Here is an 18,511-nt window from a genome sequence, read left to right as displayed (position 1 = left end):
ATGGGTCTGGTGATTTTGTTGGCGGTGGTGGTATTGGCCGGTGCGGTGTTGAGTGTGCAGGCCGCGATCAATGGGCGTTTGGGTGAGACGGTGGGTGTGCTGCGCTCCAGTTTGCTGACCTTTGCGGTGGGCACGGTGGTGACCGGGTTGTTGATTCTGTTTTTCGAACCGGCGCAGGCGGTGAGTCTGCTTGAGGTGCCGAAGTGGCAGTTGACCGGGGCGCTGTTCGGCGTGGTGTACATGATGGTGATGGTGGGCGCGGTGCCGGTGGTCGGGACGGCTGTGGCGACGGTGGCGGTGATTGTCGGGCAGTTGGGGATGGGGATGTTGATCGACAATTTTGGCTGGTTGGGGAATCCGGCGATCGGCTTGTCTTCGAGCCGGATGCTGGCGATGGTGTGTCTGGCGGTGGCGTTGGTATTCATGTATCGGAGTTCGCGGCAGGCGCAGTGATTTTTGAGTACATATCCGGTGCTGCGGGTGTTGCCCTCCGCTCAGCCTGCCGACGGGCTCTGAGATCAAGATCAAAAGCTACTTGAGCTAACGCTCATTGCTTTGTGCGGTGAACCCCTGTGGGAGCGAGCCTGCTCGCGAAAGCCATTTCTGCGTCGCCCAATCTCTCAACAGTTGGCCAGCCTGCAACACCACCTTCTACACTGTCCCTTATGGCTTGCTCGCAAGCTTCAGACAACCACCACGCAAGGAGTCTGTCCCATGTCCGACAAAAAATGCGACTGCCCGGGCTGCAACTGCACGATCAAAGAAGGCGATCATTCTTACGCTGTACACGGTAAACACTATTGCTGCGAGGCTTGCGCTCATCACCACAAGGGCGGTGAAGAGTGTGCGATGAAGGGTTGCGGTTGCGCCCATCCGAAATAATCACGGCAAAAAAAGTGGAGCCTAATCAGGCTCCACTTCCATTTTCAGACTTTCGTCATCCCTTCGCTCAAAGTGCTTCACCGTACCTTGCAATGTTCGCCCTTCGACTTTGACCACCACAATCTTCGCCTGGTCGAGGTCTTCCGGTACCGGTGCCTGGACGCACAAGGTGAAGCGATAAGGGTCATCCGCGACCGTTTCCAGTGCGACTGCGCAATTCACCGTTTTGGTGATCTGGCCGAAGAAGGTGGTCAGGCCGTAGTCCAGTCGGGCCGGGTGATATGTGTCGGTCATCGGTCGATTCCCCCTGTCGATTGCCAAGCCTGCGGTAAAGGCGGTGGGGTCAGTTGGTCTGGCGCCAGGTGACGTTTTCCAGGCCGAATTTTTCTGCCATCGGTTTGCTGGTCTTTTGCACTTTCTCGCGGCCGAAGCGCGGGATGCGACCCACGCCCGCGTCGCAGCTTGCCCAGTGCCAGGCTTCGGCGTTGTCCATTTTGTCCGAGCGGATAATGAACGACTTGGGGGTGCCATGCAGTGTGTAGTCGATGACGTAAAGTTTTGCGTTGTTCATAAAGCCCGTATTCCTCCCTGTGGTAATAAACGGATCGCGCTGTGCCGAGAAAATTCAGTTGGATTGTCCGACGGTATCTATCGTTGGCGAGGGCCGGGCGTGCTGGTTACCATGGCGGCTTCGCCAACCCCCTGTGAACGCTCGCCATGGCCCTCGCCGCGCCTCCTGATCTGACCGACACCGATGTGCCCGTGCAACCGCTGGCGCGGACCTACCCGCGTGGCTTGTTCATTGAGCCGCACGAGCACGTCTGGGGGCAGTTGCTCTATGCGATGAGCGGGGTGATGTGGGTGGAAACCCCGCACGAAGCGCTGGTGGTGCCGCCGCAACGCGCGGTGTGGTTGCCGCCGGGGGTGCCGCACGGGATCCGGGTAGTGTCGGACTTGCAGATGCGCAATATCTACCTGCGCCCGGCGCTGGCGGCGACGCTTGATGCGACGGTGCAGGTGATCGAAGTCGGTGGTCTGCTGCGCGAGTTGATCGTCGGGCTGGTGGCGCAGGGCGATAATGGCGAGGCTGAATATTACGAGGCGCTGGTCGGGCTGGCGTTGCTGGAACTGCGCCGGGCCAGGCGTTCGCAGTTGAAGATTCCGCTGCCGGATGAGTCCGACCGGCGTCTGATGAATCTGTGTCAGGCCGTGATGGCGGCGCCGTCGCTGGAGATCCCGTTCGAGCAGCATGCGGAGCACGCCGGGGCCAGCGTGCGGACGTTGGCGCGGTTGTTCAAGGACAGCCTCGGCATGGGCTTCGCTGAATGGCGACGGCAGGTGCAGTTGGCCACAGCGGTGGCAGCGTTGATTCAGGGCGTGGCGGTGAGCGTCATTGCTCGCGATCTGGGTTATTCACCGAGCAGCTTCAGCGACATGTTTCGCCGGGAGCTTGGGGTGGCGCCTTCGCAATTTGCCGTGTAGGACTAATGTCTGATTTGTGAGATCCCTGTGGGAGCTGGCTTGCCAGCGATGGCGGCTTGGCATTCAACGGATATGTTGACTGACCCACCGCTATCGCTGGCAAGCCAGCTCCCACAAGGTTCTTTGTGAATTGGGGTTTTTGTCCGAAATTCAGAAGTCCTTGGCCGATACCGCTCCGCCCGTTTCCCTAGACTCTGCCCATCACTTATCGCGGCGGAGTTCCCCCATGAACTACCTCATTTCTCTGGCCATCGGCCTGGGCGTCGGCCTGCTGTATGGCGCGCTCGATTTCCGTTCTCCCGCACCACCGGCCATCGCGCTGGTCGGTCTGCTCGGCATGTTGGCCGGTGAGCAGTTGTGGCCGTTGGGCCGGCAACTGGTTGCTGGCTGGTTGTCCTGAATTTCCCTTTTTCCTTTCGGTGGATGTGCCCATGAAAGCGTTGCAATTCGATCAGACCGGCGACCTGTCTTCCCTGCGTTTCGTCGACGTTCCAACCCCGGTGCCCGGCGCCGATGAAGTGCTGGTGCAGATCAAGGCTGCCGGCCTCAATCCCAGCGATGTGAAAAACGTCCTCGGGCGTTTCCCTTACACCACGCTGCCACGGGTTCCGGGGCGGGATTTTGCCGGGGTGGTGGTCGAGGGGCCGCAAGCAATGATCGGTCAGGAAGTCTGGGGCACCGGGCGCGAGCTGGGCTTTTTCACCGACGGCGCCCATGCGCAGTTCGTCAAACTGCCGGCCAGCGGCGTGGCGCACAAACCGGCGCATCTGAGTTTCGCTCAGGCGGCCAGCCTTGGCGTGCCGTACACCACGGCGTGGGATGCGCTGGAGCGCAGCCTGGTCAGCGCCGACACGCGTTTACTGGTGATCGGCGGCGGGGCGGTGGCCACGGCGGCTTTGGCCCTGGCAAAAGTGCGCGGCGCGCAATTGCTGGCGGCGGCGCGCCGGCCCGAGCAGGTCGCCGATCTGCAGAAGCAAAGCTATCAGACGATTCAACTGGATAAGCCAGAAGACCTCGGTGCCCAGGTCAACGCGGTGTATCGCGGCGGCGCCGATGTGATCTTCGACACCACCGGTTTCTGGCTGCCGGCCTCGGTCGCCGCACTGGCCACCTTCGGCCGCATCGCCATCATCGCCGCGCCGGTCGACGGCCACGTGCAATTGCCGGCGCTGGCGCTGTATCGCAAGGGCGGCTCGGTGGTCGGCATCAACTCCTTGTTGTATGGCGTTGAAGCGTGCGCGGCGATGCTCGAGCAGTTCGGGCGGTTCTTCGATGAGGATCGCTTGCCGCTGCCGCAGGGCTTGGTGGAGGTGCCGCTGGCTGAAGGGCTGGCGCGCTATGAAGAGGTCAATCAGGGCGGTGGCGACAAGATCATCTTACTGCCCTGACTCACGCAAACCCCTGTGGGAGCGCGCTGGATGCGGATGTTTCGGTTGATCTTGGCCGAGGTGGGAGACCCTCGGGGTGGTGGCCATTTTTCAGTTGTTGCTACCGGGTCGGTCAAGGAAAACCCTCCGGTACTGCTGGTAGAAACTCAATACCTCGAATGGGCCGACCATGCTGAATAATCACAATGAGCCTCTTGTTGATGCGCAAAGTGAGGTGATTAAAAGACCGGGCGATGTAGAGCCGTTCCCAAGCGGAAGAATTACCTATCTCGCACCGTTGCCATTACCTACAGCAATGCCGCCTTATGGGCCTCATATCGGAGAGTTAAACGACGGATACATGGACTTCGGGATTGCCAGAGGTATTTACGTGGCAGCTAATTTTCGGTGGGCCAACCGCAGGCGCCTTTATGATTATCGTTTTATTTCCTTTAGTTACAGGGTTACTAGGCATTATTTTTGGCTATGGAAACGGGGCCATTTGGGAATCAATGGTTGGTGTGTTCGAAGCGGGTTACGAGAACCAATCAATTTGCGGCCCCTTGATCCTTCTTATTGGCCTCGGCGTCTGGCACCACGCTCACAAAAAACGCCTCTCCCTCATCCCAACCCGCTTCAACCGCCAACGCCGCGAAGTCTGCTTCATGCCCGAAGGCGCCACCGAACCAGTCTTCATCCCATGGGAATCGCTTTCCGCGTGGATCATCGAAGCCAAGGGCGCCACCCAGTTCGGCATCCACCGCCAATACGGCATGGGCATCGGTTTCTACCAAGGTGAAACCCTCATAAGCCAGGAATTCCAATGCGCCGGCCTGGAGCTCGCGATCAGCCATTGGGAGGCGATTCGTGGCTACATGGAGTACGAGGTCAACGACCTCAAATCGATCCAGGACCTGCAAGACCTGCAAGGCCCGGGCGACCCGCCTCACGAAGGCCTGCACACTTTCCGTAACGCCCGCGCGCGGATGCATCAGCAGATCCGTGAAGGCCGGCGCTCGCGGCTGTCGGGGTTCTTTTGGTACCTGTATCACGTCATGACTTTATGGACGATTCCCAATCGCTTGGTCGAATGGGAAGTGCGGCGTCTGGAAAGAATCGGCAAGCAGGCGTTGCCGGAAGTCATGCGTGCCTGGTCCGAGCCATTGCCGAAAGAGCAATGGGCCAAGCCCAGTGAAGAGCTGTTGCGACTGAGTGAACAAGTGCGGCGGATGCACAAGCGCCAGCCGCATCGGCCGATTACGCAGATTTTCGCTGAGGTTGGCAGGCGGGGCTGACTGGACGGTGCAGGCAGGTTCGATTGCTTTCGCGAGCGGGCTCGCTCCCACAGGAGGCCACGCTGCAAATGTGGGAGCGAGCCTGCTAGCGAAGGGGGCCGCTCGGTCAGCACAAAAATCTGCGCGCTCGCGCTCTGCTAGAATCCGCCCCATTCATTGCCAGAGACTCTCCCATGAGCGAGCCGATTCGTCTGACCCAATACAGCCATGGCGCCGGTTGTGGCTGCAAGATTTCCCCACAGGTGCTGGAAGTGATCCTCGCCGGCAGCGGTGCACAGAACCTCGATCCGAAACTCTGGGTCGGCAATGCCTCGCGCGATGACGCGGCGGTGTATGAGATAGATGCCGAGCGCGGGGTGGTGTCGACCACCGATTTTTTCATGCCGATTGTCGATGACCCGTTCGACTTCGGCCGCATCGCCGCGACCAATGCGATCAGCGACATCTACGCGATGGGTGGCGATCCGTTGATGGCGATCGCGATCCTCGGCTGGCCGGTGAATGTGCTGGCGCCGGAAGTGGCCCGGGAAGTGATTCGTGGCGGTCGCTCGGTGTGCGACGCGGCGGGCATTCCGCTGGCGGGGGGCATTCGATCGATGCGCCGGAGCCGATCTTCGGCCTCGCCGTCACCGGGCTTGTGGAAAAGCGCCACATGAAGCGCAACGACACCGCTACCGCCGGTTGCCTGTTGTACCTGACCAAACCGTTGGGCATCGGCATCCTCACCACCGCGGAAAAGAAGGGCAAGTTGCGCGCCGCCGACGTCGGTGTCGCCCGTGACTGGATGTGCACCCTGAACAAGCCCGGCAGCCGTTTCGGCAAACTCGCCGGCGTCACCGCGATGACCGATGTCACCGGTTTCGGCCTGCTCGGGCATCTGGTGGAAATGGCCGATGGCAGCCAGTTGACCGCGCGTATCGCCTACGACCGCGTGCCGCGTCTGGACAGCGTCGAGTACTACCTCGATCAGGGCTGCGTGCCGGGCGGTACGCTGCGCAACTTCGACAGCTATTCGAGCAAGGTCGGCCGCGTGCAGGAGTTGCACAAACGTGTGCTGTGCGATCCGCAGACCAGCGGCGGTCTGCTGATTGCGGTCACGCCTGAAGGCAATGACGAGTTCCTCGGCGTCGCCGCCGAACTGGGTCTGAACCTTGCGCCGATCGGCGAACTGGTTGAGCGACAGACGAACGCGGTCGAGGTGATTTGATGCTCCGCGACTGCACCGACTACCGCGATATTTTCCTCAACGACCGGCCAATGATGGATGCCCGCGCGCCGGTCGAGTTTCACAAAGGCGCGTTCCCCGGCGTGGTCAATCTGCCGCTGATGAACGATCTGGAGCGGCAGAAGATCGGCACCTGCTACAAGCAGCATGGCCAGCAGGCGGCAATCGAGCTGGGCCATCAACTGGTGTCTGGCGCAGTCAAGGCCGAGCGCATCCAGGCCTGGGCCGATTTTGCCCGGGCCCATCCCGATGGCTACCTGTATTGTTTTCGCGGTGGTTTGCGCTCGCAGATCACCCAGCAGTGGCTGCGCGACGAGGCGGGCATCGACTATCCGCGTGTCGGCGGCGGCTACAAGGCGATGCGCAGTTTTTTGATCGATGCCCTTGAGCAAGCCATCGCGCAGTGTGATTTCGTTTTGCTCGGCGGCATGACCGGCACCGGCAAGACCGAAGTGCTGGTGCAATTGCGCAACGGTGTCGATCTGGAAGGCCACGCCAACCATCGCGGCTCCAGTTTCGGCAAACGTGCCACCGGGCAGCCGTCGAACATCGATTTCGAGAATCGCCTGGCCATCGACTTTCTGAAGAAACGCGATGCCGGGATCGAGCAGTTTGTGCTCGAAGACGAGAGCCGTGTGGTCGGCAGTTGCGCCTTGCCGTTGCCGCTGTATCAGGGCATGCAACAGTACCCGATGGTCTGGCTGGAAGATCGTTTCGAGGATCGTGTCGAACGGATCCTGCGTGATTACGTCATCGATCTATCGGCGGAGTTCGCCTCGCTGCACGGCGAAAACGGTTTTGCCTTGTTTTCCGAACGTCTGCTGGAAAGCCTCAACAACGTACAGAAACGCCTCGGCGGTGAGCGCCATTCGCGGATGCTGGTGTTGATGGAGCAGGCGCTGGCCGAGCAGGGCCGCAGCGGTGCGGTGGAGCTGCATCGCGGCTGGATCGAGGGTTTGCTGCGCGAGTATTACGACCCGATGTATGTGTTCCAGCGCGAGAAGAAGGGCGGGCGGATCGAGTTTGCCGGGGAGCGGGGGGCGGTGATCGAGTATTTACGTGCGAGGGTGAGCCAGAGGGTTTGAAGGCATTATCGCTGGCCCCATCGCGGGCAAGCCCGCTCCCACAGGTATTGTGGGTGTACAGGTAATTCATACACACCCTCATACCTGTGGGAGCTGGTTTGCCAGCGATAGGGCCGGGTCAGGCAATACAGAACTCAGGTCGGGCAAGTGTCCTTGCCGTTATCCAGCCCCTGTTTGTAGCTATGACTCTGCAGACTGGCCTTGCCGTTGTGCCACTTCAGGGTCAGCACATACAGCGAGTCGAAGTCATCGCCGGCCCAGTCATCGGTGATCTTCTGCCGCTCGCCCACCGCATTGCCGGCGACCTTGTTGATCAGCTCCGGCAGATAACCGTGAGACCAGGCGGTGTAGATCGTCGAGTTGTGGTACTTCTCGTCCAGCAGCTCGCGGGCCAGATCGCTGGTGTCGTTGGCGGAGAATTCGATGTTCACCGGCAGGCCGAGCTTGATCGCGGCCGGGCTGATGGTCATCAGCGGACGAATATAGCTGTAGGAGTTGTCCAGTTCGCCTTCCTCGACATTGCGCGTCGGGTTGGCGGCGAACACGTAATCAGCCTTGCCGAATTTTTCCGGCAGCAGGGTCGACAGGTCGATGGCGCGGTTCAGGCCTTGGCAGTTGAGCTGGCCGAGGCCGCCTTCGGGCTTTTCCGCGTGGCGCAGGAACACCAGCGTCTGCGTGCCGTCCGCCGGTTGTGCGCGGCTTTCACTGGACTCAAGCGAGAGAAAAAGCGCGCTGACTGCCAGCAGGGAGGGCAGAGCCACGTACGCGCGATGTTTGAAGCGTTTGGCGAAACTCATCAGGTTCGTCATCAATTCGAGGGTTCTTCAGCAAAATCGGTTAAGGCTGACAAACCTTGGCACCGCGGGCTCCCAGCACCGGGTGTTTCCCTGTCGTGAACAGCTTCCTCTGCGAGAAAGGCATAGCTCAGAGTCCTGTAATGCCCGTTTGGTTCGATCCGGGCCAGTGCGCAGCACTCTAACGGCAACCTTTGCGGGCATGCGGGCAGGTTAGCGACAGGATGTTACGGTTCGTGTAGGCGCGGCGGCAGGCCTACTTTATGATCGGTTTTCAATTTGTGACTGGATGCTTCCAATGACCGATCTGTCTGCATTCCCGATTACTCAGAAATGGCCGGCGCAGTACCCTGACTGGATTCAGCTCTACTCCCTGCCGACCCCGAATGGCGTCAAAGTGTCGATCATGCTCGAAGAGATCGGCCTGCCGTACGAGCCGCACCGCGTCGGTTTCGACACCAACGACCAGACCTCGGCAGAGTTTCTCTCGCTCAATCCGAACAACAAGATTCCGGCGATCCTCGATCCGCATGGCCCGGAAGACCAGCCGCTGCCGCTGTTCGAATCCGGCGCGATCCTGATTTATCTCGCCGACAAGAGCGTCCAGTTGCTCGCTCAGGAAGGCGCGCTGCGCTACGAGACCATCCAATGGCTGATGTGGCAGATGGGCGGCATCGGCCCGATGTTCGGCCAGCTCGGTTTCTTCAACAAATTCGCCGGCAAGGATTACGAGGACAAGCGCCCGCGTGATCGTTATGTCGAGGAGAGCAAACGTCTGTTGAACGTACTCAACACCCGCCTCGAAGGCCGCGACTGGATCATGGGCGAGCGCTACACCATCGCCGACATCGCCACGTTCCCGTGGGTGCGTAACTTGATCGGGTTTTATGAAGCCGGAGATCTGGTGGGCATTGAGAACTTCCCGAATGTCACGCGCGTGCTGGAGAAATTCCTCGCCCGCCCAGCCGTAATCCGCGGCCTGACCATCCCCTCCTGACAACACACATCCCCCTGCGGGAGCGGGCTTGCTCGCGAAAGCATCCCGTCAGTTGACGCATCTGTTGCTGACCCACTGCTTTCGCGAGCAAGCCCGCTCCCATAGGGATGTGTGTTGCTGCAAAGAGATTATTGCGTACCCGGTAACGCTCTCTTGATTGATCCAGGTTTGTCCCGCACCCGCCGCAAGGCATAAGCTTCGCCCCCTACGACTTTCGTCTCACCCGCTGTTTTCAGGAAAGGCCCCATGTCCAGTCAGTTCCCCGAAGCACGTCCCCGCCGTCTGCGCCGCAATGCGAGCCTGCGCAGTCTGTTCCAGGAAACCGAGTTCAGCCTCAACGATCTGGTCCTGCCGATTTTCGTCGAGGAAGACATCGACGACTTCGTGCCGATCACCAGCATGCCAGGCGTGCAGCGCATTCCCGAGCGCAAACTGGCCAGCGAAATCGAGCGCTATGCCCGTGCCGGCATCAAGTCGGTGATGACCTTTGGCGTGTCCCATCATCTGGATGCCAACGGCAGCGACACCTGGCGCGAAGACGGGCTGGTGTCGCGCATGTCGCGCATTGCCAAGGACGCCGTGCCGGACATGATCGTGATGTCCGACACCTGCTTCTGCGAGTACACCGATCATGGCCATTGCGGCGTGATGCACAACCACGAAGTCGACAACGACCAGACTCTGATCAACCTCGGCAAGCAAGCCGTGGCCGCCGCCCGCGCCGGGGCTGACGTGATCGCACCGTCGGCAGCAATGGACGGCCAGGTGCGCGCGATTCGCCAGGCGCTGGACGCCGCTGGCTTCACGCAGATTCCGATCATGGCCTATTCGACCAAATTCGCCTCGGCGCTGTATGGCCCGTTCCGCGAGGCCGGCGGCAGCGCGCTCAAGGGCGATCGCAAAAGCTATCAGATGAACCCGATGAATCGCCGCGAAGCCTTGCGCGAATCGCTGCTCGATGAGCAGGAAGGCGCCGATGCGCTGATGGTCAAGCCGGCTGGCGCCTACCTCGATATCATCCGCGACATTCGCCAGGCTTCGAACCTGCCATTGGCGGCATATCAGGTCAGCGGCGAGTACGCGATGATCAAGTTCGGCGCCCAGGCCGGGGCGATCGATGAAGATCGCGTGGTGCGCGAAAGCCTTGGCGCAATCAAGCGTGCCGGGGCGGATCTGATCTTCACTTACTTTGCGATGGATCTGGCGTTGGCGGGAATTTAATCAACGCTGCAAATGCAACTGTGGGAGCGGGCTTGCTCGCGAATGCGGACTGTCAGGCAGCGCATCTGGCACTGACACACCGCCTTCGCGAGCAAGCCCGCTCCCACAGTTGAAGGGTGGTTTGTCAGTTGAAGAACGGGCGGATGCCGTGATCGCGGAAGTAGCGTTCGATCACCCTTGGATCGGCACTGTTATCCGCCACCGCCACATAAGTATCCGGCCGCAACAGATAAAACCCGTTGCGCCCCAATCCCGCCGTTTCAAACGCCGGTCGCCAGTCGAACACATGCAGCGGCAAGTGATGTTCGTTGCACCAGGCGATCATTTCGTCGCTGGTGTCGCCGTAGACATGCACCTGCCAGCACGGCTGCCGTAGCGGCTCGAAGTTATCTCCCTCGCCATCATGCGCCCACGGCAAGCGGTCACCGCCGTGCACGTGGCCCGCTTCGCCCTGGCTCAGCGGCATGCCGCGATAGTTTAGGGTGACCTGCGAGACCGTGCGAAACAGGAACTCGCGGCTGGCTTCGAACGAGGCCATTTTCGGTATCAGAAACGGCGCCACACGCATCCGTAGCAGGTCGGCCATGCGCCCCTCGGCGGTGACGAAACTGAACACCTTGTCGGTGGTGGACACCAGGCGGCGAGCGAAGGCGATGCGCTCGGTTTCGTAGGTGTCGAGCAGCCTCGGTTCGGCGCTACCACTGAGCACGGCGGCAAGTTTCCACGCCAGATTGATCGCATCGCCGATGCCGGTGTTCATACCCTGGCCACCGGCCGGACTGTGTACGTGGGCGGCATCGCCTAGCAGAAACGCCCGACCGCTGCGAAAGTGCTCCGCCACCCGGTGATGCACGCGGTAGGTGGAGAACCAGTGGACGTCTTCGATATGCACTTTCAGGTGTTCAATGGCGCGGCTGCTGACGTCGGAAAATTGCAGGGTGTCGGCGCGCTCGGCGCGTTCATCACGCACCGTGCCGATCAACCGCGCACGGCCTGCGCCGGCCAGCGGGAACACCGCGAGAAAATCCGCTTCGTCGAGGTCCAGATGCAGCTCGCCATTCAGCGCCGGGCCGCTGGCCGTGACGTCGGCGACGTAGAAAATCTGCTGATAGGTACCGCCGGGAAAGTCGGTGTCGAGGGTTTTTCGCACCACCGAACGCGCACCGTCGCAACCGGCCAGATAACAGGCCTGACAGACTTCCTGGCGGCCATCGGGCAGGCGCAGATGGGCGGTGAGGGTGTCGCCGGTTTCTTCGAAGCTGTCCAGTGCGGTATTGCGCTCGACGCTGACGCCGTAGTCTTCCAGACGCTCGAGCAGCAGCCGTTCGTGCTCGTCCTGCGGGAAAATTTCGACGAAGGCGTAGGGCGTCAAGCCTTCGCCGATGAGCTTGAGCGGCAACTGCGCGACCGCTTTGCCGTTGACCCAGAAATTCGCCGCCGCAACCTGATGGCCGCGACGCACGATGGTGTCGGTGAGGTCGAGTTGGCGGTAGAGCTCGAGGGTGCGTGCCTGCACCGCCAGCGCGCGGGAAGTGGTGCCGGGTGCCGAGGTCTTGTCGATGATGCGCACGCGCACGCCGAGTTTGCTCAGCCACAGGGCCAGGACCAGACCGGTCGGGCCGGCGCCGATGATCAGCACGTCGCTGCGGTTCATGGGGCTGTCCTCTTGTGGCTGTGCAGCAAGTATGGATCAGGTCGCCAGTTCCGGCCTCTTCGCGAGCAGGCTCGCTCCCACAGGGAGCGCATTCCGGTGTGGGAGCGAGCCTGCTCGCGAAGAAGCCGGATCAAGCACCACAAAAACCAGAAAGGCCCCGCAACTGTGAAGCTGCGGGGCCTTTTTACGACGCGATGACGCTTAGAAGTCGATCGTCCCCGACAACTTCGCCACTCGCGGTTCGCCCTGGGTCAGGTAGCCGCCCTGGGCCGACTCCCAGTATTTCTTGTTCGCCACGTTTTCAACGCCGAACCGCACGGTCACGTCCTTCTCCGACACCTTGAATGCATAACGCGCGCCGGCGTCGAAGCGGTTCCACGTCGGCAGGCTGAGGTTGTTCGCGGCATCGGCGTATTGCCCGCCGGTGCGCAGCATCCGCGCATTCAGCGCAACGCCTTGCAGGCCCGGCACGTCCCAATCCACGCCAGCGTTGAACTGGAAGGTCGGCACGCCGATGGCGTGGTTGCCGTCGTTGGCGCCGTTGAGGGTGTTTTTCAGTTCGGTGTCCATCAGGGTCAGGCCGCTGATCAGGCGCAGGCCGTCGATCGGCTCGCCGAACACGTTCATTTCCACACCTTTGTTGATCTGCTCGCCTTCACGCACGTAGGTACAAGTGGTGGCGCTGTTGATTTCGCAGTAGCCGTCGCTTGGTTGTTCGATGCGGTAAACACCCAGACTCGCGCCGTAGGTGCCCATGTCGACTTTCACGCCCAGCTCGGTCTGCTTGGAGCGCTTCGGTGCGTAAACCTCGTTGCCATTGGTCACGCGGAAACCGCCGGAGCTGGTCGGCGAGGTCGGCCCTTGGGCCAGACCTTCGATGTGGTTGGCGTAGAACGAAACATGCTCCCACGGCTTGAACACGATGCCGTACACCGGCGTGGTGATCGACTCGTCGTAGCTCGACGAGCGCGGGCCGCTACCGTAGCTGGCGTAGCTGTAACCCTGCACCACCAGTTGCTGACGACGCAGGCCAGCGGTGACCAGCAGGCGATCGTCGAAGAACCCGAGGGTGTCAGAGATTGCGACGCTGCGGTTGAATGTCTTGCCGATGATGCCCGGATCGTTGAGATCGCCACCGGCGAAGTTACCGACCGGTGCGGGAGTGGTGATCGGATGGTAGATGTTGTTGGAGTAGCGGGTCAGGTCGAAGTCATAGGCACTGCGCTGCTCAGCCCAGATCCCGGTCAGGCCGAAATTCAGCTTGTGGCTGACCGGGCCGGTGTTGAACTTGCCGTTGAGACCGGCCATGACGCTGGTGTTGTCCTCATCATGCGGGACGAACGAGCCAGTGGTGAACGAGGCGCCGCTGTTGCCGACCAGCGTGGTCGAGTTGTAGCGGCCGACTTCACGGGTGTGCTTGGCGCCACCGGCGGCGTAGGCGGTCCAGTTGTCGTTGAGGTCGTACTCGGCGCGGAGCATGCCGAAGGTGTCTTCGATATCGGTGTAACCCCATTTCGGCGCGTAGTTGGTGTCGGCCGATGGCGTGTCCGGGATGTGCGTGGCGGTGCCGAGGTTGACCGAGCTGCGGCCACCGTTGACGCGCTCCTTCTGATAGGCAAAGTCCCCGGAAACCCGCAGCGCATCGCCGCGGTAATCCAGGCCGATGGCGAACAGTTTCGAGCGCTGGTTTTCGTGATCGATGCCGGTGTCGCCTTCGCGCTGCGACAGGTTGACCCGCGCGCCGAAGCGGTTGTCTTCGCCGAAACGCTGGCCGATGTCGAAGTGATGACCGATGCGGCCTTCGCTGTTGATGTCGGTGGTGTAACGGCGCAGCGGCACGTCGCCGGCACGCTTGGGTTGCAGGTTGACGCCGCCGCCGATGCCGGAACCGGTCGGGGTTACACCGTTGATGAAAGCGTTCGGGCCCTTGAACACTTCCACGCGCTCCAGCGCATCGGTGGAAATGATCTGCCGGGGCAACACGCCGTACAGGCCGTTATAGGAAATGTCGTCGCCGTTGAGCGGCAGGCCGCGAATCATGAAGACCTGCGCCTGGTTGGAGAAACCCGAGGCCTGACGCACCGAGGAATCGTTAAGCAGCACATCGGCGACGTTTTCCGCCTGCTGGTCCTGGATCAGCTGCTCGGTGTAGGACGCTGCGCTGAACGGTACGTCCATCATGTCTTGATTGCCGAGCACGCCCAGCTGACCGCCGCGCGCGACCTGACCGCCAGCGTAGACCGGGGGCAGGGCGTTGGGCGCAGGGGCCTGGGCATTGACGTTGACGTCTTCGAGCACCAGCGCTTTGCTGTTGTCTTCAGCGGCGTGGGCGGTGACGGTCAGGGAGCACAGCAGGGCAAGCAAAGTCGGGCGGAACGGAGCGCCGAGTCGAGCTGAAGCGGGCATGTCGGATACCTGGAGGCGAACGGCCAATGAAAAAATAAGGGCGGCGCGGAACTCCTTGCGCTAATGCGACTCCAGGCGCAAATGATAGGGTTTCGCAGTAACGTTTTGCAATCAGTTTGTCATTCCGTAGGAGCTGCCGAAGGCTGCGATCTTTTGATCCTGCTTTTTGCAGATCAAGGTCAATCTCAAGATCAAAAGATCGCAGCCTGCGGCAGCTCCTACGCGGGTTGTGTATGGTGGTCTGGCTAATTTGACTGGATGGAGCAACATGCGATTACTCATTACTCTCGGCGCCTTGCTGCTGCTCGCCGGTTGCGCCAGCCAGCGCAGCAACGAACCGGCGCCGCGCCCGCCGGCTGAAGTGAAGGCGGAAATCGTCCGCCTGCTACCGGCGAAAACCGCTGACCGCGAAGGCTGGGCCACGGACATTTACGCCGCGTTCGCCGCGCAAGGCATCAACACCACCACGCAGAATCTGTGTTCGGTACTCGCCGTGGCCGAGCAGGAGTCGACTTTCCAGGCCGACCCGACGGTGCCCGGTCTGGGCAAGATCGCTCGTGACGAAATCGATCGCCGAGCCGCCAAGGTGCACATCCCCAGCCTGTTGGTCAGCGGCGCTCTGCAAGTGCGCTCGCCCAACGGCAAGAGCTACAGCGAACGCCTGAATGCGGCGCGCAGTGAAAAGGAGCTGAGCGCAGTTTTCGATGACTTTATCGGCATGGTGCCGATGGGCCGCACGCTGTTCGGTGGCTTCAACCCGGTGCACACCGGCGGGCCGATGCAGGTCAGCATCGAATTTGCCGAGGAGCACGCCAAGGATTACCCGTACCCGGTGGACGGCACGATCCGCCGTGAAGTGTTCAGTCGGCGCGGCGGCATGTATTTCGGCATCGCCCACTTACTCGGCTACCCGGTGAATTACCGCGAGCCGCTGTATCGCTTCGCCGATTTCAACGCCGGCTGGTACGCCAGTCGCAATGCCGCGTTTCAGAATGCGGTCAGCCGCGCTTCCGGCATCCCGCTGACCCTGGACGGCGACCTGATTCGCTACGACTCGATCATGCCCGGCAGTACCGAACTGGCGGTGCGCACCCTCGGCAAGTCGCTGGGCATGCGCAACCCGACGATTCGCGATCAACTGGAGAAGGGCAAAACCCTGGAATTCGAAGAGAGCAAACTCTATCAGCGCGTGTTCGAACTGGCGGAGCAAGCCGAAGGCAAGGCGTTACCGCGCGCGGTATTGCCGGGGATTGTGCTGCAGAGTCCGAAGATCACCCGCAAACTCACTACAGCCTGGTTCGCCAAGCGCGTGGACGAGCGCTACAAGCGCTGCATGGCCAAGGCCGGATAAAACACGCAGACATAAAAAACCCGGCTGCGGGAGCCGGGTTTCTCTGCGGTGTTGCGCTTGCAGTCATGCATCAGGCAACACGGCGTTCGATCAGACGATCCGAACCGCCTTCTGCAACGCGACGTTCGATCAGACGATCCGAGCCACCTTCGGCAACACGGCGTTCGATCAGGCGATCAGCGCCACCCTCGGCAACGCGACGTTCGATCAGACGATCGGAACCACCTTCGGCAACGCGACGTTCGATCAGGCGATCAGCGCCACCTTCGGCTACACGGCGTTCGATCAGGCGATCCGAACCACCTTCAGCCAGACGGCTTTCGATCAGTTTGTCCGAGCCGCCTTCGGCGATCATGGTGTGCGCCGGGGTGGCGGCGAAAGCGTTAACTGCGAAAACCGAGAAAGCAATGCTGAGGAGAGTCTGGCGTTTCATGATGGTGTGCTCCGGGGTGTTGTTGGTTGGTATGGAGCTGATGTTACGCCCGGAATTTTTTATGAGAACTTCATTGCCGTGATGGTGAACATCGACGTCGATGATGGTTGCGGACAACCGCGTAGCAGAGCCTCAGAGCACCTTCACCGCACGCCCGATCGCCTGAATCGGCCCGGTCGGTTTGCCGATCGGCGAGCCGTTGGCGCCTTCCAGCGTCAGCTCAAACAGCTGGTTCGGTTGCAACGGCGGCAGTTTATCCAGCGGTACCGACAAAGCCTGTCCCGGCTTGACCAAGCCCAATGACACCGGCCCCGACCAGCCGTCAGCCTTGGTCCAGAACTCCAGCGCCTTGTCCGCCGGTACCTCGACTACGCCCAGCGGAATCAACTGGATCTCCCGCGCATTGCTGGCCTGAATCACCCAGCCCGGGGCCTTGTCCTGCGGCGCCACCAGCACCACCAGATAACTCGGTTTCGGTGCTGTCTGGGTCAGCAGCATGGTGCCGAGGATCAACGTCGCCGCCAGCCCGGCCGCACTCAAACCGCGCCACAGCGGCAGCAGGTTCCACCACGAGGTCAGCGGTTTCTTCACCGTCAGCCGTTCGAGACTGCGTTCGATGCGAGGCCATAGCTGCGCCGACGGTTGCTGAGGTTCGGCCAGATCGGTCAGCTCCAGCAGGCGCCGCTCCCAGGCATCCACCGCCGCGCGCAATTCGGGATCGTTTGCCAGGCGCCGTTGCACCTCGCTGCGCTGCTCGAACGACAAGGTACCGAGCACATATTCGCCGGCCAGTTCATCCCGTTCCTGCGCTGATTCGCCGGTCATCCCATGCACTCCCGCAAAGCATTGAGGCTGCGCTTGATCCACGCCTTGACCGTGCCCAGCGGCGTGTCGAGGCGCGCGGAAATCTGCGCGTGGCTGTAACCGTCGACGTAAGCGTGGAGGATGCAGCTGCGCCGCTGCGGTTCCAGTTGCTCGAGGCAGCGATGAATGCGTGCCGAGTGAATATCGGCCAGCTCATCAGGCGCCGCTGACTCATGTTCTTCGCTGAACGGCGTTTCCCGACTTTGCTTGCGCAACTGATTCAAGGCTAGATGCCGGGTCACGCTGAACATCCAGCCCCGCGCCGAACCGCGTGCCGGGTCGAACCCGGCGGCGCCGTTCCAGATCTTGATGAACGCCTCATGCACAATGTCCTCCGCCAGCGCCGTATCGCGCACCAGCCGCTTGGCCACACCGAGCAGGCGCGGGCCTTCCTGCACATACAAATCGCGCAAAGCCACGCGCTCGCCCCGGGCGCAGGCAGCGAGGCGGGCTTCGTAATCGAAAACGGATTCGGCTAAAGGCATGGGGTGCAATCTAGCTCACATTTCCCAAACATCCAGACGCATTGTTCCCTGTGGGAGCGAGCCTGCTCGCGAAGGTGGTGGGTCAGAAAGTAATAAGGCGACTGACACTCCGTCTTCGCGAGCAGGCTCGCTCCCACAGGATTGTGCACTGCTTCCGGATATCAGTTCGCCGCCCAGAAAATATAATCCGCCTGGTACTTCACCACTTCCTGCTTGCCCTTGTTCGCCATGGTGCATTCACTGCCCGGCGCCACGCCGCCCTTGAGCGCGACACGCTGGATGTAGCTGACCCCGGTCATCGCGCCTTTGCCCTCGGCCGGATTGGCCTTGACCAGTTGATAGGGCAGGTTGCCCGGGCTCGATGGGGCCACGGCCAATTGTGTGCCGGTGACTTTCGAACCGTCCTTGGCTTGCCAGGTCGCTGGCGGGCCGAAATAGGTGCCGACCTGTTTGCCGCTGCGATCATTGAGCACCGCTTTCGGGCCGACAAAGGTCCACTCGGTCTGCCCGGCCATATTGGGCTTGTCGCGGCATTCGTAGGTGATCTCGCCGACCCCGGTGGTTTCCAGGGCAATCTTGTGCCCGTCCGGCACCTTGATCGCGTCGGGGTAACTGCTCTGGGCGAAGGTGGTCGCGGTGAAGGCGAGCAAACCGGTGAAGCCAATCAGCTGGGTGATGTTCATCCGATGATTCTCCGAAAAGGGTAGAGCGCTGACAGCACCAGAGTGGGCTGTTACAGGGACTACCCCTGGCGGAGGCGATTGGATGCAGTGCCGGAAAAATAAATTTCAAACACAAAGATCAAACCTGTGGGAGCGAGCCTGCTCGCGAAAGCGTCGGGTCAGTCAGCACTTATGTGACTGATGTACCGCATTCGCGAGCAGGCTCGCTTCCACAAGGTTTTGCATCTGGCGTGAACGATTATTTGACAGAATTTTCTACAGCAAACAAGCCAGCCATCTACCCTGTG

Annotated in this window: 19 protein-coding genes and 1 pseudogene; 11 read left to right on the top strand and 9 right to left on the bottom strand. The window is 61.2% G+C overall.

Going from position 1 to position 18,511, the window contains the following annotated elements; all coding sequences use genetic code 11:
• Nucleotides 1–453 carry a DMT family transporter gene (locus tag ACZZZ4_RS26385; protein WP_310406540.1) on the top strand — a complete coding sequence of 151 codons (453 nt, stop codon included), beginning with the start codon at nucleotides 1–3 and terminating at the stop codon, nucleotides 451–453.
• A gap of 261 nt (nucleotides 454–714) precedes the next feature.
• A complete protein-coding gene (locus ACZZZ4_RS26380) occupies nucleotides 715–882 on the top strand; it encodes a metallothionein (protein ID WP_129999627.1) in 168 nt (55 codons plus the stop codon).
• A 21-nt stretch (nucleotides 883–903) separates the two neighbouring features.
• Here ACZZZ4_RS26380 and ACZZZ4_RS26375 read toward each other — a convergent pair whose 3' ends face one another.
• Nucleotides 904–1,176, bottom strand: a complete 273-nt coding sequence (locus tag ACZZZ4_RS26375; RefSeq protein ID WP_129999626.1) for a hypothetical protein — start codon at nucleotides 1,174–1,176, stop codon at nucleotides 904–906.
• Between the two features lie 49 nt (nucleotides 1,177–1,225).
• Nucleotides 1,226–1,453 (bottom strand): DUF6555 family protein, encoded by a 228-nt coding sequence (locus ACZZZ4_RS26370; protein ID WP_016775403.1) that lies wholly within the window; start codon nucleotides 1,451–1,453, stop codon nucleotides 1,226–1,228.
• 146 nt (nucleotides 1,454–1,599) lie between these two features.
• Between ACZZZ4_RS26370 and ACZZZ4_RS26365 the strand changes: the two genes are divergently transcribed.
• The 6 genes and pseudogenes from ACZZZ4_RS26365 to mnmH all read left to right on the top strand — a co-directional run bounded on the left by ACZZZ4_RS26365 (nucleotide 1,600) and on the right by mnmH (nucleotide 7,336).
• Nucleotides 1,600–2,364, top strand: coding sequence for an AraC family transcriptional regulator (locus ACZZZ4_RS26365; protein WP_463549186.1), 765 nt, complete (start codon nucleotides 1,600–1,602; stop codon nucleotides 2,362–2,364).
• A 226-nt stretch (nucleotides 2,365–2,590) separates the two neighbouring features.
• Nucleotides 2,591–2,764: a DUF1427 family protein gene (locus tag ACZZZ4_RS26360; protein WP_073471384.1), complete on the top strand. Its 174-nt coding sequence runs from the start codon at nucleotides 2,591–2,593 to the stop codon at nucleotides 2,762–2,764.
• A 31-nt stretch (nucleotides 2,765–2,795) separates the two neighbouring features.
• Nucleotides 2,796–3,752 (top strand): quinone oxidoreductase family protein, encoded by a 957-nt coding sequence (locus tag ACZZZ4_RS26355; RefSeq protein WP_463549185.1) that lies wholly within the window; start codon nucleotides 2,796–2,798, stop codon nucleotides 3,750–3,752.
• 644 nt (nucleotides 3,753–4,396) lie between these two features.
• On the top strand, nucleotides 4,397–5,026 hold the full coding sequence (locus tag ACZZZ4_RS26350; protein ID WP_463549184.1) for a hypothetical protein: 630 nt from the start codon (nucleotides 4,397–4,399) through the stop codon (nucleotides 5,024–5,026).
• Between the two features lie 173 nt (nucleotides 5,027–5,199).
• Nucleotides 5,200–6,233: pseudogene (gene selD, locus ACZZZ4_RS26345) on the top strand (selenide, water dikinase SelD).
• On the top strand, nucleotides 6,233–7,336 hold the full coding sequence (mnmH, locus tag ACZZZ4_RS26340; protein WP_415762007.1) for a tRNA 2-selenouridine(34) synthase MnmH: 1,104 nt from the start codon (nucleotides 6,233–6,235) through the stop codon (nucleotides 7,334–7,336). The pseudogene selD and the gene mnmH overlap by 1 nt, the downstream one beginning before the upstream one ends.
• A 134-nt stretch (nucleotides 7,337–7,470) precedes the next feature.
• On the opposite strand, the gene ACZZZ4_RS26335 is transcribed toward mnmH, so the two are convergent.
• Entirely contained in the window at nucleotides 7,471–8,145 is a 675-nt protein-coding gene (locus ACZZZ4_RS26335) for a hypothetical protein (RefSeq protein ID WP_039763430.1), read from the bottom strand.
• A 283-nt stretch (nucleotides 8,146–8,428) separates the two neighbouring features.
• Between ACZZZ4_RS26335 and ACZZZ4_RS26330 the strand changes: the two genes are divergently transcribed.
• Nucleotides 8,429–9,127, top strand: coding sequence for a glutathione binding-like protein (locus ACZZZ4_RS26330; protein WP_463549183.1), 699 nt, complete (start codon nucleotides 8,429–8,431; stop codon nucleotides 9,125–9,127).
• Between the two features lie 246 nt (nucleotides 9,128–9,373).
• The gene (gene hemB / locus ACZZZ4_RS26325) at nucleotides 9,374–10,348 is read left to right on the top strand and encodes a porphobilinogen synthase (RefSeq protein ID WP_463549182.1); all 975 of its coding nucleotides are present in this window, start codon (nucleotides 9,374–9,376) and stop codon (nucleotides 10,346–10,348) included.
• Between the two features lie 124 nt (nucleotides 10,349–10,472).
• Here the strand turns inward: hemB and ACZZZ4_RS26320 are convergent, their stop codons facing one another.
• A complete protein-coding gene (locus ACZZZ4_RS26320) occupies nucleotides 10,473–12,002 on the bottom strand; it encodes an FAD-dependent oxidoreductase (RefSeq protein ID WP_463549181.1) in 1,530 nt (509 codons plus the stop codon).
• Nucleotides 12,003–12,203: 201 nt separating this feature from the next.
• Complete coding sequence (locus ACZZZ4_RS26315) at nucleotides 12,204–14,408, bottom strand: TonB-dependent receptor (RefSeq protein WP_463549180.1); 2,205 nt, start codon at nucleotides 14,406–14,408, stop codon at nucleotides 12,204–12,206.
• A gap of 268 nt (nucleotides 14,409–14,676) precedes the next feature.
• On the opposite strand from ACZZZ4_RS26315, the gene ACZZZ4_RS26310 reads away from it, so the two are divergent.
• A complete protein-coding gene (locus ACZZZ4_RS26310; protein WP_463549179.1) occupies nucleotides 14,677–15,759 on the top strand; it encodes a DUF1615 domain-containing protein in 1,083 nt (360 codons plus the stop codon).
• A gap of 70 nt (nucleotides 15,760–15,829) precedes the next feature.
• On the opposite strand, the gene ACZZZ4_RS26305 is transcribed toward ACZZZ4_RS26310, so the two are convergent.
• From ACZZZ4_RS26305 to ACZZZ4_RS26290, 4 genes are all read right to left on the bottom strand, one after another.
• Nucleotides 15,830–16,192 carry a hypothetical protein gene (locus tag ACZZZ4_RS26305; protein ID WP_463549178.1) on the bottom strand — a complete coding sequence of 121 codons (363 nt, stop codon included), beginning with the start codon at nucleotides 16,190–16,192 and terminating at the stop codon, nucleotides 15,830–15,832.
• Between the two features lie 132 nt (nucleotides 16,193–16,324).
• Nucleotides 16,325–17,017 carry an anti-sigma factor gene (locus ACZZZ4_RS26300; RefSeq protein WP_415762013.1) on the bottom strand — a complete coding sequence of 231 codons (693 nt, stop codon included), beginning with the start codon at nucleotides 17,015–17,017 and terminating at the stop codon, nucleotides 16,325–16,327.
• On the bottom strand, nucleotides 17,014–17,541 hold the full coding sequence (locus ACZZZ4_RS26295; RefSeq protein WP_463549177.1) for a sigma-70 family RNA polymerase sigma factor: 528 nt from the start codon (nucleotides 17,539–17,541) through the stop codon (nucleotides 17,014–17,016). The genes ACZZZ4_RS26300 and ACZZZ4_RS26295 overlap by 4 nt, the downstream gene beginning before the upstream one ends.
• Before the next feature lie 161 nt (nucleotides 17,542–17,702).
• On the bottom strand, nucleotides 17,703–18,224 hold the full coding sequence (locus ACZZZ4_RS26290; protein WP_016775383.1) for a DUF3455 domain-containing protein: 522 nt from the start codon (nucleotides 18,222–18,224) through the stop codon (nucleotides 17,703–17,705).
• Nucleotides 18,225–18,511: the final 287 nt, after the last annotated feature.

The organism is Pseudomonas sp. AC252 (assembly GCF_979258105.1).
Note: the sequence above shows the minus strand (reverse complement) of the source record. Positions and strands in the feature narration are given on the sequence as shown.

Bases quoted from the DNA above. Each gene is read 5' to 3' on its own strand.
- ACZZZ4_RS26330 (WP_463549183.1), top strand. From the start codon at position 8,429: ATGACCGATCTGTCTGCATTCCCGATTACTCAGAAATGGCCGGCGCAG.
- ACZZZ4_RS26295 (WP_463549177.1), bottom strand. From the start codon at position 17,541: ATGCCTTTAGCCGAATCCGTTTTCGATTACGAAGCCCGCCTCGCTGCC.
- ACZZZ4_RS26300 (WP_415762013.1), bottom strand. From the start codon at position 17,017: ATGACCGGCGAATCAGCGCAGGAACGGGATGAACTGGCCGGCGAATAT.
- ACZZZ4_RS26320 (WP_463549181.1), bottom strand. From the start codon at position 12,002: ATGAACCGCAGCGACGTGCTGATCATCGGCGCCGGCCCGACCGGTCTG.
- ACZZZ4_RS26350 (WP_463549184.1), top strand. From the start codon at position 4,397: ATGCCCGAAGGCGCCACCGAACCAGTCTTCATCCCATGGGAATCGCTT.
- ACZZZ4_RS26355 (WP_463549185.1), top strand. From the start codon at position 2,796: ATGAAAGCGTTGCAATTCGATCAGACCGGCGACCTGTCTTCCCTGCGT.
- ACZZZ4_RS26375 (WP_129999626.1), bottom strand. From the start codon at position 1,176: ATGACCGACACATATCACCCGGCCCGACTGGACTACGGCCTGACCACC.
- ACZZZ4_RS26290 (WP_016775383.1), bottom strand. From the start codon at position 18,224: ATGAACATCACCCAGCTGATTGGCTTCACCGGTTTGCTCGCCTTCACC.
- hemB (WP_463549182.1), top strand. From the start codon at position 9,374: ATGTCCAGTCAGTTCCCCGAAGCACGTCCCCGCCGTCTGCGCCGCAAT.
- ACZZZ4_RS26315 (WP_463549180.1), bottom strand. From the start codon at position 14,408: ATGCCCGCTTCAGCTCGACTCGGCGCTCCGTTCCGCCCGACTTTGCTT.
- ACZZZ4_RS26380 (WP_129999627.1), top strand. From the start codon at position 715: ATGTCCGACAAAAAATGCGACTGCCCGGGCTGCAACTGCACGATCAAA.
- ACZZZ4_RS26365 (WP_463549186.1), top strand. From the start codon at position 1,600: ATGGCCCTCGCCGCGCCTCCTGATCTGACCGACACCGATGTGCCCGTG.
- ACZZZ4_RS26310 (WP_463549179.1), top strand. From the start codon at position 14,677: ATGCGATTACTCATTACTCTCGGCGCCTTGCTGCTGCTCGCCGGTTGC.
- ACZZZ4_RS26385 (WP_310406540.1), top strand. From the start codon at position 1: ATGGGTCTGGTGATTTTGTTGGCGGTGGTGGTATTGGCCGGTGCGGTG.
- ACZZZ4_RS26335 (WP_039763430.1), bottom strand. From the start codon at position 8,145: ATGACGAACCTGATGAGTTTCGCCAAACGCTTCAAACATCGCGCGTAC.
- ACZZZ4_RS26360 (WP_073471384.1), top strand. From the start codon at position 2,591: ATGAACTACCTCATTTCTCTGGCCATCGGCCTGGGCGTCGGCCTGCTG.
- ACZZZ4_RS26305 (WP_463549178.1), bottom strand. From the start codon at position 16,192: ATGAAACGCCAGACTCTCCTCAGCATTGCTTTCTCGGTTTTCGCAGTT.
- mnmH (WP_415762007.1), top strand. From the start codon at position 6,233: ATGCTCCGCGACTGCACCGACTACCGCGATATTTTCCTCAACGACCGG.
- ACZZZ4_RS26370 (WP_016775403.1), bottom strand. From the start codon at position 1,453: ATGAACAACGCAAAACTTTACGTCATCGACTACACACTGCATGGCACC.